Below are 14,123 nucleotides of genomic sequence, written 5' to 3' on the forward strand. Positions count from 1 at the left end.
CTTATTTACGGCTTATCCGGTGGCCGAGCTTGCCGAGGCCTTACCAATTAATTTGTCATTCTCCTCTATGTAAATGCCAATTTTTTTAGGGTAACGGGTAAAATTACCTGTCCTTGGTAGGATTAAACTTTCTCAGTTAAATGCCCCTCTACAATATTGACTAATTGATGGGCAGGGACTACTCCGGATTGTCTCCAAACGGCTTGTCCTTTGTGAAACAGGATTAAAGTAGGGACTCCTCGGACTTGAAATTTACTTGCCGCTAAAGGATTTTTGTCAACATCAACCTTTACTATTTTGATTTTTTCACCCAGCTGCCTAGATGTATCTTCAAGAATAGGTTGCATCATTTGGCAAGGTCCGCACCAAGTGGCGAAAAAATCCACCAGTACAGGCTGATCTCCTGAAATCAGTTCGCTGAATGTTTTTGGTTGTGTACTCATGTTGTATAATGTTTAATTTGAACATTACAAAAATAGAATACTTAAAGACTGTCATACAGTAATATTAATCACAGACCAAGATTACTTTACTGAAATTTTCTAAGGAGGTGGGCTGAAGGGGGAGGTTGGAAGGGGAATTTCGAAAGTGGAACCATTAAAAAGATAAGGTTTTTTAGGAAATAGTTTTTAAGCGACTAATTTGACTAATTTCACGAATTTCCTGTTTTTCAGATATACAGGAATAGTCCTGAAGGCCCTGGATATAATAGGATAGGTCGGAGGCCTGTCCCAAAGTTGACGGCAAGGTATGTTTCTGGCCGAGCTCTTCGGGATTTGCAATCCCGAAGAGCGATAGGGAGGATTTGTAATCCTCAAAAAAATTACATGTTCCCCCGTTTCCCCTGTTTGGAATTAATAACCCCAAACCTTGATATCATGGATTTGAAATCTATTTTATCGCTTCCCGATCCCGAGGGGTTGGGACAAATTTAGAGAAGCGGGGTTAAAAGCTGTTAATTTGATATTGGATTAGGATTAATTGATTATTTTCGCCCTTCACAACTATTTCTCTATAAAAATGCTTGATTATAAAAAGGTCAATAACTTCACTGGATGGTTGGTATTTTTGGTTGCTACCATGGTATTTGTACTAACAGTAGAAGAAACAGCCAGTTTTTGGGATCCAGGAGAGTTTATTGCGGTTTCCTATAAACTTCAGGTTCCCCACCCTCCAGGCGCACCATTTTTTCTTTTGATCTACCGTATGTTTGCTTTTTTTGCGTTGGGGGATGTACTGCAAGTTGCTTTTTGGATGAATGTTGGCAGTGCCTTATTCTCAGGACTTACCATTTTATTTTTGTTTTGGTCCATTACGCTCTTGGGTAAAAAATTGTTTCAAATCAAAGCTGGAGAAGAAAGTAAAGGTCAGACCATCATGCTTATGGGTGCTGGTTTGATTGGATCTTTGGCCTATACATTTACCGACAGTTTCTGGTTTTCAGCTGTAGAGTCAGAAGTTTATGCCATGTCTTCTTTCTTCACAGCAGTGGTAATCTGGGCGTTTTTGAAGTGGGATACGATTCAGGACCCCAGAGAAGAAAACCGTTGGATGATATTTATCGCCTATCTGGTAGGATTATCAATTGGGGTTCACTTGCTCAACTTAGTAACCTTGCCTGCTTTAGCGCTGATTTATTATTTCAAAAAATACAATAACCCAAACCTGAAAGGGGGTATTATCGCATTATCAGTTGGTGGCCTGGCATTGATCATCATCAATAATATCATTATTCCTGGCCTGCCCAGTATTGCTGGCTCAATGGAAATATTTTTTGTCAATAGTATTGGTCTTCCTTTTGGATCGGGTATCGTGGTATTTTCAACTTTATTTCTTGGATCTCTGATATATGGTATATTTTACTCCATCAGGCAGCAGAAGGTAGTCCTCAATACCATCCTTTTGTCATTGACATTTGTATTGATTGGGTATGGTTCTTACGCATTGATTGTCATTCGTTCTAACCAGAACCCGGTAATTAATGAAAATGCCCCTAAAGACATTATCAGCTTCGTTTCTTACCTGAAAAGAGAGCAGTATGGGTACAGGCCTTTGTTGCATGGACAGTATTTTGATGCAGAGGTAGTCGATCAAACTGATGGTGCACCCATTTATGTTAAGGGAAAAGAAAAATATGAGATAGTGGATTACAGTACTGTTACAAAATATGATTCTGATAGAACGACTATTTTACCACGTATTTATTCTACCCAGGAAAGACATAAACAAATTTACCGTTCCAAGTTAGGCCTGAGGGAGGGCCAAAAGCCCACTTTTGGAGATAATCTTTATTTTATGTTTTCCCATCAATTGGGGCATATGTACTGGCGGTATTTCATGTGGAATTTCTCCGGAAGAGAAAGTGATTACTCAGATGCACCTTGGTTGGGTATCACCGACTTCTTTTCTGATAGATTCCCGGATTATATCAAAGAAAACAAAGCGCATAATAATTACCTTATGCTGCCTCTACTTTTAGGGTTGATAGGTTTGTTTTTTCAAGCCAAAAACGACCCCAAATCCTTTTATGTGACCGGTATGTTATTTCTAATGATGGGGGTAGTGCTGGTATTGTATCTCAATTCCCCGCCGGTAGAGCCTAGAGAAAGGGATTACATCTATGTTGGATCATTTTATGCCTTTGCCATTTGGATCGGGATAGGAGTAATGGCTTTGGCCCATTGGATTGCCAAACTCAATAAAAATATGGCCTTTGCTGCCTTGTTGGCCACATTGATCACATTCCCCATTCCCGTCTTGATGGCTTCTCAAAATTGGGATGATCATAATAGACAGGGGAGGTTCTTTTCAGTAGACTCAGCGCGTAATTTTCTGGCATCCTGCGCGCCTAATGCCATCCTTTTTACAGGAGGTGATAATGACACCTTTCCCCTTTGGTATGTGCAAGAGGTGGAGGGCTTCAGGACGGATGTTAGGGTTGTGGTTTTGAGTTATTTTGATACCGATTGGTATGTAGAACAAATGACAAAACAAGCCAATGATTCCGAGCCATTGCCATTTTCTCTGGAATTCAGAAATTACAGAAAAGGAACCAATGATGTCCTTTATGTGATGGAAAGGCAAAACCTCGAAGCCATATCGGCAAGTGAATACTTGAAACTCTTGAAAAATGAAAGCGAACTGCTTAAACTTTCTTCTGGTGGTAAGACTACTTTTAATATGGTGCCTTCAAGAAACCTGATATTGGATGTAGACATTGAAAAAGTATACAATCAGGGCCTTATTCCGGAGGGTATGGAAGGATTAATGGTAGACCAAATGAACCTGAGAGTAAAAGGAAATTACCTTACAAAAGGAAATCTGATGCTTATTGATTTGATCGCCTCGAATAATTGGGAAAGGCCTATCTACTTCAATAACACTTCCTTGGCCACTATTAGCCTTGATATAGAAGACCATGTCGTCATGGAGGGGCTTACATATAGGTTGCTGCCTGTAAGGAAGCCTCAGGGCATGCGAACAGAATTGGTCAATTCAGATTTGGCCTTTAAGAATGTCATGGAGAATTTTGCCTTCCGTGGAATGGATGATCCCAACAATTATTTTGATGATGAGTACAGAAGATTCACCTCTAATCACCGCTCAGCCATCAACGCTATAGCCATTGCCCTATTGGATGAAGATGATCTGGACAGAGCTGCTGAAATCATGAAGTATAGCCTTCAGGTAATGCCTAACGAAGCCATCCCTTATGATCTGGCTTCCGGACAGATGGTTCCTTTATTGTTTGAGGTAGGAGAAGATGATCTTGCTTTGGATATTGTAGAGCAATCATCGCACAGATACGTTCAGATGTTGGAATTCTACAATAGAGAAGATAGGGATTTTGATCGGGAAGCGATGATATCTTCAGAAATGCTTAAATACTTCATTCCATTGTTGGATGAAAGAGGATATACAGAACTTTCTTCCCAGATCAGAAAAGATTTTGAAAGGGTAATGGGGCCGATTGGTGGAGGTTCTATGTTGGATAGAAGATAAGTTGGAAGAGCCAAGGCAAAAGGTAAAAGGAAAAAGGGGAAAGGGAGAAGAGAAAAGGTAAAAGGGATCTTGGGCCAATTTTGAGAGACAGGTCATTTAGCAAATCGTTTTTAGGACACTAATTTCCTGTTTTTCAGTTGTACAGGAATAGGGTTGAAGGCTCTGGATATTTTAGGATAGGTCGGAGGCCTATCCTAAAGTTGATGGCAAGGTATGTTTCTGACCGGGGCTGGAAGCTGGGCCCTCTTCGGGATTTGCAATCCCTAAGAGCGATAGGTAGGATTTGTAATCCTCAAAAAAATCATATGTTAACCCGTTGCCGCTTTTTTGGATTTGTAACCCTATACCTTGATATCATGGATTTAAAATCCAATTAATCTCTTCTAGATCCCGAGGGGTCGGGACAAATCCCGAGAAGCCGGAAGAAAGTTTAGAACGCTTATCAAATACAATTAATTCTTTTCTAACACAAAAAACAAATCCAATCCCTTTTCCGGACTATCCTCTAGAGTAAAGTCTTCATGGCTGATATCGGTCACAGCATTTCCTTTTTGTTGGTGAAGCTTGTTACGATTTATCCTGTTCAATACTTCATAGGGCCAGCGAAGGACAGCTGCAGGAAGTTTGTATTGCAAGTTGAAAATATCCCAACGCATTATTTTATTGACAGATTGTCTATTGGCTTCATGATAATCCCACACTTTTACATTACCCCCTATACCCATTGGGGTAACCTTGTCAAAAACATCCAAGCATAATTCTCTAAGTTGCTTGGCATTGTATTCCCTTATATGCCAAGGGTTTCTCGAAAGGGTATGCCTAATGTTAGGAGTAGAAATAATGGCTTTTCCTCCTGGTTTCAGCACACGATTGATCTCTTCTAAAAATAAGCGATCGTCTTGGATATGTTCTATTACCTGAAAGCTCACTACAGTATCAAAACTATTGTCTGCAATTCCTGCAAAAGGGGGGATAAAAGCTTGTTTAAAATTGGCCTGAGGATATTTTTTGGTCAATCTGTCCACGACTTCCTGGATTTTATCTATTCCTAAATAATCTTGTGCATTTTCAATTAAGACTTCCACTCCTCTTCCTTCACCGCATCCTATCTCCAGCAAACTGCCCTTAATCCAAGGTTTTGCGGCAATATAGGCCTTTAATAGGCGTTGATGAATGGGGTTGTCGCTTATCAATTGGTCAGAAGCAATCTCAGTAGTATAGGTAGCCATCTAAAATTTCATTAATTTGGGCAAAATTACGTTTAATTTTTAAAACAGATGACCAAAATCAACACCAAAATAAAACCAATAGTCCTGGCATTTGTCTTTCTGCTTGTAATTTTGGCGCCGGTTTCAATTATGGCCCAACAGACCTTAGAAACCATTGACCAGGCATTGAGGTACTCAAGATATTCCCGACTAGCCCTGAAAATTATACCTGTCAAGGAAGATGAGCGGACTTTTCTTCTTCAAATGCCCGTGGAAAAAATTGAAGAGAATAGTGATTTCGATACCTATAATTTTGCTTATGCTGTTCTTGGCAGTTATCAAGAACCGATTACAGCGCAAAATTTGATACCGCTATCCCAGGCAGACTTGGTAATCAATACAGATTTTCATTTTTATTTTGAAAAGCAGGTTAGAATACCGGATGATCAGGAGATTGCAGTTGCCTTATTACAGGTCACTGATACCCGTCAAGGAGATAATTATTATTACCATATAGACCTCTTGAGTCCTTATGTTTTTGGTCATCCTGATTTTTGGGCATATTATGGGGATAGAATTCCCTTTGATCAGACCTTTATCCAGAAAAATGAACCACTTGAATTTAGGGGTAGAACTGGAATTAATTTGCATACTTTTCATTACCCCACACAATTTGACATTCCCTTACCCCCTATGGAGATTAGGCCTGCCAATGTTCCCAGGGAAATAGAGGTGAATTATGAGGGTGAATTCTTTTTAAACACCCCAAAATCCTTTGATATGGAGGGATATTATTTTATTCAGGCAGACACCAATTCTGCACAGGGTATGCTTATGAAAACTGCCCATGAGGCTTTCCCAAGGGTAAAGGATTATGAAGAAATGATCGAAATGGTTGCTTATATTTCTACAAGAAGGGAACATGAGGCGCTAAAGGAAGCAGAAGATAAAAAACTGGCTTTGGACAAATACTGGATAGGAATGGTGAAGGAGGAAGAAACCGCAAAAAACGTAATCAGGGAGTATTTCAAACAAATAGAATTTGCCAATATTCTTTTTACAGATTTCAAAGAAGGCTGGAAAACGGATAGGGGAATGGTCTATATAGTGATGGGGCCACCGAATGAAGTATTCTTTAGGGCCAATGGAGAGGTATGGTCTTATCTAAGTGCTAACTCCAATTCAAAAATTACCTTTACCTTTGCACGGGTCAAAAATATCTTGAGCCCTAATTATTATATACTCAACCGTTCAAGGGCTATTCAGCCGGAATGGTTTAAAAGCATCACTACATGGAGAAACGGACAGATGGTTTTCTAATCAATAAAGGAGAGCACGATAAAGATTTCATTTTTGGCACAAGGGCAGTTATGGAGGCCGTCCATGCGGGTAAAGACATTGATAAAATTCTCGTTGACAAAGAAGTAAACAACGAATTGATCAAAGAGCTTTTGTCCTTGGCCAAGCAAGAGAGGATCCCAATAGTGCGGGTACCTGATGCCAAGCTTAACAGAATCACCCGAAAGAATCATCAAGGTGTCGTAGCGCACATGTCAGCTATTCAGTATGCTTCATTGGACAATGTCATAGAATCCTGCTTTTCCAAAGGAATAGCTCCTTTGATCCTGATATTGGACAGAATTACGGATGTTAGGAATTTTGGGGCCGTTGCCCGTACGGCCGAATGTGCAGGGGTACATGCCCTTGTAATTCCTGAAAAAGGAAGTGCACAGATTAATTCCGATGCTGTAAAGACTTCGGCTGGTGCACTCAATCACCTGCCAATCGCACGTGTCAAGAACTTGTATTACACGGTGAAGGATCTGAAAAAAATGGGTTTACAGGTAGTAGCCGTTACAGAGAAAACAGAGCAGTTGATGTATGAAGCGGATTTTACCCTTCCAACTGCGTTGATCATGGGTTCAGAGGAAGATGGGATTTCAGATGAACTCATGGGACAATCCGATACTTCCGTAAAAATTCCCCTAACCGGAAAGATTGAAAGTTTGAATGTGTCGGTCTCTGCTGCTGTCGTAATTTATGAGGCGATAAGGCAGAGGCAGTAGACTGAGAGAAACGAGAGGCGAGACTTAGAGACTTAGAGGCGGAAGGTAGGACAGAGCCTTTTCCGAGAGTATAGGGATTCTGGAGGCCAGGTTGCAGGGCTGGAGAAAACCATTAAGTAGTTAAGGCTTTTAAGGGATTCATTAAGGTAATTGCTTAAAATAGTGACAAGACAACCCCGAAAGGGGTTTAATTCCTTTAGGGTATTTGCCCCGGGTAAAACCAGGGCTTGTGAAGCAATTATTACATTCGGGAATCCCGACTCCAAAGGAGTCGAACACTAATTTCAATAAATTACACTAATCTTTTGTTTTGGAGGTGCACAAAATAGGGCTGAAGGCCCTAGATATAATAGGATAGGTCGGAGGCCTATCCCAAAGTTGACGGCAAGGTATGTTTCCGACCGGGGCTGGAAGCCACGGATAATCTTGGAATTTATGACCTGATCCAACATGGATATCCCCGTCTTTCCATTTTAAATGCTACTTGTTTCCTGATATCAATCATCAGCCTTGAACACTTTCTCCTGGATTAAACCGGGAAAGCTTTTGACATGTAAATCCCGCTGAGGGAAAGGGATTTCTACCCCATGTTCTTTAAATGACTTGAAAATGGCCCTCATCACCTGGTCACGCATGATAACCCATACATCTACATCATTTACCCAAAAGAGTACTCTGAAATTAACAGAATTGTCAGCAAAGGTTTGAAGTAATACCCTGGCAGGAGGAGAATGAAGAATGCCTTCCACTTCTAACTCTTTTTGGATAAGCTGTGTGACAAGGTCCATGTCCGCATTGTAGCTAACGCCTATGATTAGCTCTACTCTTCTTTGTTTATCAGATAAAGTCCAGTTGGTCAATGATTGGGCAAGCAGGTCGCCATTGGGAATGATCACTTCTGCCCCATCCCAGTTTTTAATTTTACTGGCTCTGATACCGATGTCCTTGACAACGCCTTCAATATTCCCTACCTGTACGGTATCGCCTATCTGAATGGGTTTTTCGAAAGCTAGAATTACCCCTGATACCAGGTTATTGACGATGGTTTGTAACCCAAAACTTATACCCAAAGAAAAAGCACCCAATACAATGGTGATTTTGTCCATGGAAATACCCGATGCGGCTGCTGCAATCAAAAAGCCGGTGATCAGCAATGCCAGACGGATAAGTAAAACAGAAGAACCCATTTTTTTGGATCGCTGCGCATCACTTTGTTGGTCCCTTATCTGGGTAAAATAGGCAATACTATTGGCAAGAAAAGTAGCGATATATATGATAAGGAAGAAGATACCAATTTGTGCAAAGTTGAAAGTAGCATTGAGGATATTTCTGGGTTGAGATAAAAAATCACCTACTCTCCTTAATATTGAGTCCAAAATACCAAGACTTTCCAGGAAAAAATAACCCCAGATAACTATTGCCAGGTAGGAAGCAAAACGGTTAACTCGCTTCTGTATATCGTAATAATCAATCACTGAGGTAAAATCCCTTTCATTGGCCCGGCTTACTTCAATCTGTAAATAGATCATTTCTCTTATTATAGCAACAAAAATGACCAATGGGACAGCGTGCATCAGGCTCAGCGTAGCTGTGATACCGATCATTTTACCCAAGGAAAATCTGCCCAGGATATTGGCCAAAATTCCCAAAACACTTAAGGAAATGTAAATTTTAGCAGCTATCGGAATGTATTTAGGAAGCGCCTCTTCTTTTTCTTTTTCTAGGGAGATCATCCGCCATCCCAGGTAAATACCCAATAAGCCAAGAATTAGTAAATGCCACCTTTCTTGGTAAGCTACCTCCCAGTAAAGGTTGCTTGTTATGCTGATTAAAAACAAAGCAAAAAATAATCCCCAAATTTTCATAGAATTGGATCCAATCCTTTTTCTAAGTAAAACACCAGATATGGTTACTTTTAAAATCAAAAGAAAAGAAAAGAAGGAAACAGGGGGGTTGGGGTATAAAAATGGGGAAATAGACATGATAATAATTAGCGATGCAAAAAGTGGGTATCGGTTCACATACTTTATCCTGTTCATGATCAACTCAGAAAATTCTTTTTCTTTTCTGATTTTCTTTAAATTTTGAAGACTCATATAATAAAGGAGCCCAAATAGCAAAATTAAAAGGAGGTTATTGCCAAGATGATTATTGATATAATTGCGTGTGATATTTAAATTGAACTTAAAAGAATCCCTGAAAATAAAAATCAGACGTTCGGTAGAAGGAAAAGCGTTGGGTTCCCAAAGGTAATTTGTTTCTTTTTCCAATAGAGCCCTTTCCAATAACCTTTTTTGGGCTTCTAAGCGCTCCTCGATGTCATTCATCCTGATAATGAGATTGGATATCCGTGATTGGTATCCAGCGGCTAAAAACCTTTCTTGATTTAATGTGCTGTCCGTTTTGACAAGCCTGTCATTTAAACTCGTGATGGTTTGTTGGTAGCCAGGAAGTAGGGTGGTATCCCTTAAAGAACTTCGGGTCAATTCATCTCTCTTGATGGAATCCAATTTTAATCTGACTGCGAATAATTGGTCTACCCTTTGGTTTATGTTTTCTTGCCCTTTGTTTAAATCTTCAAGTATATAATTGAGCCAGTTTTCCAGCGCATTAAGATAACGAAGGTTAATTTTTGAATCCTGATTATCCAGGCGTTGGCCTACGATTTCTAAGTAGCGTTCAGCATTAGGAATCCCCTCCTGTAGCAAAAGTGTATCTAAAGGGCTGTTGACAACTTGGTTGATTCTATTCAGTTGAAAAGTAAATTGTTGTGCTTTTTTAATATTTTCCTCCAAGCTCCGCCGGTCTTCTAAAATTTGCTCGGGAGCAACTTTTTGTTCTGAGAATTCCAATAAGCTGTCTATAGAGGTTGTAGTTTCTTGGCCAAGGCTGTACGAACTTGACAATAATATCACCAAGAGGAAGAAAAAAACGGACAGAAAGTAAAAATTAAAGCGCACAGTTTTTTCTTTTAAATGTAATGAGAATTTTTAAGATTGAAATAAATTAGAGGAAGCATTGAAACCCAGCCAGTCTTTTTTTGTTGTTAGTATAAATGGAATATAAAAATCAGGCTGGCAGTTAAACCCGAAATATCTATTAGAATTTCTACGCCGCGGCGCACAAGTTATTAAGAGCTCATCCGCGCGGCAGACAGAATCAATAGTTTCAGTGCATTTAGTTCACTATCCCGTACTTATGGGATGCTTCATTCGCTAAAAGGCTGATTCTTTTGTGTTGTGATCTCTTCCAGATATTCATCGGTACAGGCTAGTACGAACCCTAATGCATAATCCGGGTTAAACAATGTTAAAAACTTCTGCCATTTGAAGAAATCTGCTTGATTTTTGTGACCCCATGATAATATATTACGTGTACTAAATATGAACTTAAAACATAGATAAAATGAACAAAAAGCAATTTTTCTTAGGAATTATTCTTGCTTCATTGATTGGGGGAATAGTTGCCCTTGCGGGAGCCAGTTACCTTTCCAAGCAAAACTCGGCATCTAATTTCACAGAAAAACAGGAATCCAGTCTGGTCAATTATTTGAATGCCGAAAAATTTACCGTGCCTGACGGGATTAATTTTGTAGCTGCGGCCGAAATGGTAACGCCTGCGGTAGTTCATGTAAAGAGTACCGTTACGGTTTCCCAAGGACAGCGTGGAGCTGATCCCTTTGAGGAGTTTTTCGGTTTTAGAATGCCGGATAGAGGAGGAGCCCCTAGGGAAGGTAGAAGCTCTGGTTCAGGGGTGATCATTTCAGAGGATGGATATATCGTAACCAATAATCATGTCATCGAAAATGCAACCAGGATTGATATTTCTTTAGAAGACAATTCCCGCTATTCTGCAAGAGTTATTGGAACAGATCCAACCACGGATTTGGCTTTATTGAAGATTGAAGCTGAGGGCTTGCCATTCGTGAAATTTGGGAATTCCGATCAGGTCTTAGTAGGACAGTGGGTATTGGCTGTTGGTAATCCTTTTGACCTTACCTCCACAGTGACAGCAGGTATCATCAGTGCAAAAGCAAGAAATATTGGAATTTTGAGGGATATGGAAAACAATCTGCAGATTGAATCCTTTCTACAAACAGATGCTGTGGTAAATCCAGGGAACTCTGGTGGGGCCTTGGTTAATTTGGCTGGTGAACTCATTGGTATCAATACAGCTATTGCGTCTAGGACTGGTACTTTTAATGGGTATGCTTTTGCTATTCCCACTTCTATTGTGAAAAAAGTGATGGATGATTTGTTGGAATTCGGAACAGTTCAAAGAGGGTTATTGGGAGTTCAGATTAGGGACGTCAGTCCTGAGCTGGAGGAATATTTAGGCGAAAAATTAGATGTCGCCCGTGGTGTATACATCGTTGATGTAAACGAAGGTAGCGGCGGTGAGGAGGCCGGACTGAAAAAAGGAGATATAATTATCGGTGTTGATGGAGCCGAAACCTTTAATGTGGCCAAGCTCCAAGAAATGGTTGCTAGAAAACGGCCGGGAGACAAAGTGGATGTGAGGTATCTCAGAAAGGGAAAAGAGCAAAATACAACTGCAATGCTTAAGAATATTTCCGGTGATACAAAAATAGTCAGGAAAGAAGCACCAAAACGTTTTAATTTCGCCGGGGTGGTCTTTGAAGATGTAAAAGCAGACGTAAAAAACAGGTTAAAAATCCAAGGTGGTGCGGCAATTATTTCCATTGACAATGATTCCTGGAAAAAGTCAGGGGCCAAAGTCGGCTTTATCATTACCTCTGTTATTGGATCAGATGGAAGATTTAGAATCAGCAATGCGGAGGATATGTCCATGGTATTGTCGGATAATCAAGGAGAGGAAGTAGTTGTTCTGGGTGTTTATCCAAATGGTCAGGAATACTATTTCGAGGTTAAAATTGAATAATGCATCAAGTTGTTTTGTGTTTATAGTTAAAAAAGGCCAGTCCATTTTGGATTGGTCTTTTTATTTTTTACTGAAATGACTCATCATCAATATAGCTCCTGCTGTTCCGTCCATGGTCGGTTCATTGGTACTGTAATCTCCTACATCATCGTGATAGACTACATGTTCATTTTGGAAGTCTGCAAACTTATCCTCCTTTAGCAAGGTCAATCCGATCAGATTGTTATAAATAGAAGTATACACGGGGCCATCTACCAATCCCCCAGGAACCTGTAAATCCAATAAGACATAAAGACTGGTATGAACTTCTACAGGATACTCTCCACCTTCCGGAATTCCGGTAAACATGGAAGTTCCCCAAGGATTCCGTCCAAACAACCAATCCCTTTGTGCGGAGAGGAAGGGTTCGAAGCTTTTGTCTCCACTCATTTTTTCGTAGAGGATTACTTGAGTGACCAAACTGGTCAACAGGTTATTGCTACACCAAATAAAAGGAACACCAATATGGAAAGGATTTTTTTCAGCCCTCTGAAGTGTGTATTTGATACCATCGAGGTAATAGCCTTCCAATACTTTTTTAAAATCCTCATCAACTACTTCATGCAGGGAATAATGCCCCATATTGATAAATGGATAAAGCTGGTAATGAGCAGCAGAATCTCTGACTGTCCAGCTGTCTTCCGTATTGCTCATTAAGGCGTATTTTTTTGCCTGATCTAAGTAGTCATTTTCTCCTGTTAGCTTATAAAGTTCTGCAGCCGCCCACTCCATATCATCCGCCCATGTCTCTTCATTGTATCGATAAGGGGCGCCATAGGAGTTTCCCTGCTGGAAACCTTCTTTTTCTCTTCCCAAATTATAGAGTGAAATGGCCGCTCTTTTGCATTTTGCTGCAAATACCGGATCATTGAGGTCTTTTTCCCAAATCCTTGCAGCCAATGCCATGGCAGCAGCACTTCTGCCCGCCAGATTGGCAACCCCTGTTGCCTCGCTTTGATATTGTCTCAATCCTTGTGGTTTACCAGTAGCAAAATATGCCGCACGATATTGATTTTCTCCCCAACCATAATCCGAATTGTCCTGATTGGGGATTTTGAAACCTCTATGGTCCCGGTCATCTGCCACTTGGTGGAACAATTGATCTGGGGCAGGGTGCATTTTGTGGATCCAATCCAGGCCCCACTTTGCTTCATCCAAAATGTCGGGAATGCCATTTGGCCATGGCTGTCCCAAGGCATTGACCTTGTCTTCAAACCTGTCCGGGTACATCTCATAAGCCATCAGCATATGGGCTGTGGCATAGCTGGAAGTGATAAGGTATTTGAGTTGATCTCCCGCATCATGCCAGCCACCGCTGAGGTCTACAAAAGTGCTGTCAGGCATAGGGCCAAAGAAGCTTCTGCCATCTTTTTCATGGCACACCATGTCCAAAGTAGGATTGTAGCCACAGCGTTGTTGCCGCATAAATTCCAACAAGGTCTCCTGATGATTTCCATAGGCATCATCACCAATCCTGAAAATGGTGGAGGTTGCCTCTGATCTTTTCCCTTTTAAAAAGTAGGATCCGCTCTTTTGGACTTGGCTAAAATCAACTTCACTGTATTCAAAACCACCCCAATTGTCTTTTCTTAACCTTTGAGATTTGAATTCTCCTATCACCTTACCGGTGTTGTGGTCAATCAATTGAAAAGACTCCTTAATAGGCTTTTTGCCAAAGATTACAGCTACCTTGGAGTCTTCCGTGAGATAGCCCAACTGATTGATGCGGATATGGACTGCTGTATTTTCGGGATTGTTCGGACCTGTCCAAAAGACAGCAAACAGGAGTAATAAATTAAACATGTGCTGAGCGGGTTTATGGTTTTTAATGATACTTTCCAATTTAATCAGAAAGAAAGATTTTTTATCCTCAATTTTGATAGACCGGTTTATTTTTCATAGGTAA

8 protein-coding genes are annotated in these 14,123 nt (G+C 40.5%); 4 read left to right on the top strand and 4 right to left on the bottom strand.

Annotated elements, in window-relative coordinates:
- Window positions 1-122: 122 nt before the first annotated feature.
- Window positions 123-443, bottom strand: a complete 321-nt coding sequence (trxA, locus tag QZT73_RS04490) for a thioredoxin (RefSeq protein ID WP_291781075.1) — start codon at window positions 441-443, stop codon at window positions 123-125.
- A gap of 577 nt (window positions 444-1,020) precedes the next feature.
- On the opposite strand from trxA, the gene QZT73_RS04495 reads away from it, so the two are divergent.
- Window positions 1,021-4,002: a DUF2723 domain-containing protein gene (locus tag QZT73_RS04495; protein WP_291781071.1), complete on the top strand. Its 2,982-nt coding sequence runs from the start codon at window positions 1,021-1,023 to the stop codon at window positions 4,000-4,002.
- A gap of 452 nt (window positions 4,003-4,454) precedes the next feature.
- Here QZT73_RS04495 and QZT73_RS04500 read toward each other — a convergent pair whose 3' ends face one another.
- Window positions 4,455-5,231: a class I SAM-dependent methyltransferase gene (locus QZT73_RS04500; RefSeq protein WP_291781068.1), complete on the bottom strand. Its 777-nt coding sequence runs from the start codon at window positions 5,229-5,231 to the stop codon at window positions 4,455-4,457.
- A gap of 48 nt (window positions 5,232-5,279) precedes the next feature.
- Here QZT73_RS04500 and QZT73_RS04505 point away from each other — a divergent pair, with 48 nt between their 5' ends.
- Both QZT73_RS04505 and rlmB read left to right on the top strand, forming a co-directional pair.
- Complete coding sequence (locus tag QZT73_RS04505; protein WP_291781065.1) at window positions 5,280-6,530, top strand: GWxTD domain-containing protein; 1,251 nt, start codon at window positions 5,280-5,282, stop codon at window positions 6,528-6,530.
- Window positions 6,503-7,276 carry a 23S rRNA (guanosine(2251)-2'-O)-methyltransferase RlmB gene (gene rlmB, locus QZT73_RS04510; protein WP_291781062.1) on the top strand — a complete coding sequence of 258 codons (774 nt, stop codon included), beginning with the start codon at window positions 6,503-6,505 and terminating at the stop codon, window positions 7,274-7,276. The genes QZT73_RS04505 and rlmB overlap by 28 nt, the downstream gene beginning before the upstream one ends.
- A gap of 497 nt (window positions 7,277-7,773) precedes the next feature.
- Here rlmB and QZT73_RS04515 read toward each other — a convergent pair whose 3' ends face one another.
- Window positions 7,774-10,236, bottom strand: coding sequence for a mechanosensitive ion channel domain-containing protein (locus QZT73_RS04515; RefSeq protein WP_291781059.1), 2,463 nt, complete (start codon window positions 10,234-10,236; stop codon window positions 7,774-7,776).
- 445 nt (window positions 10,237-10,681) lie between these two features.
- On the opposite strand from QZT73_RS04515, the gene QZT73_RS04520 reads away from it, so the two are divergent.
- Entirely contained in the window at window positions 10,682-12,178 is a 1,497-nt protein-coding gene (locus tag QZT73_RS04520; protein ID WP_291781056.1) for a trypsin-like peptidase domain-containing protein, read from the top strand.
- Between the two features lie 60 nt (window positions 12,179-12,238).
- On the opposite strand, the gene QZT73_RS04525 is transcribed toward QZT73_RS04520, so the two are convergent.
- Entirely contained in the window at window positions 12,239-14,020 is a 1,782-nt protein-coding gene (locus tag QZT73_RS04525) for a glycoside hydrolase family 9 protein (protein WP_291786819.1), read from the bottom strand.
- Window positions 14,021-14,123: the final 103 nt, after the last annotated feature.

Source organism: Cecembia sp. (assembly GCF_007126775.1).
Classification (GTDB): Bacteria; Bacteroidota; Bacteroidia; order Cytophagales; family Cyclobacteriaceae; genus Cecembia.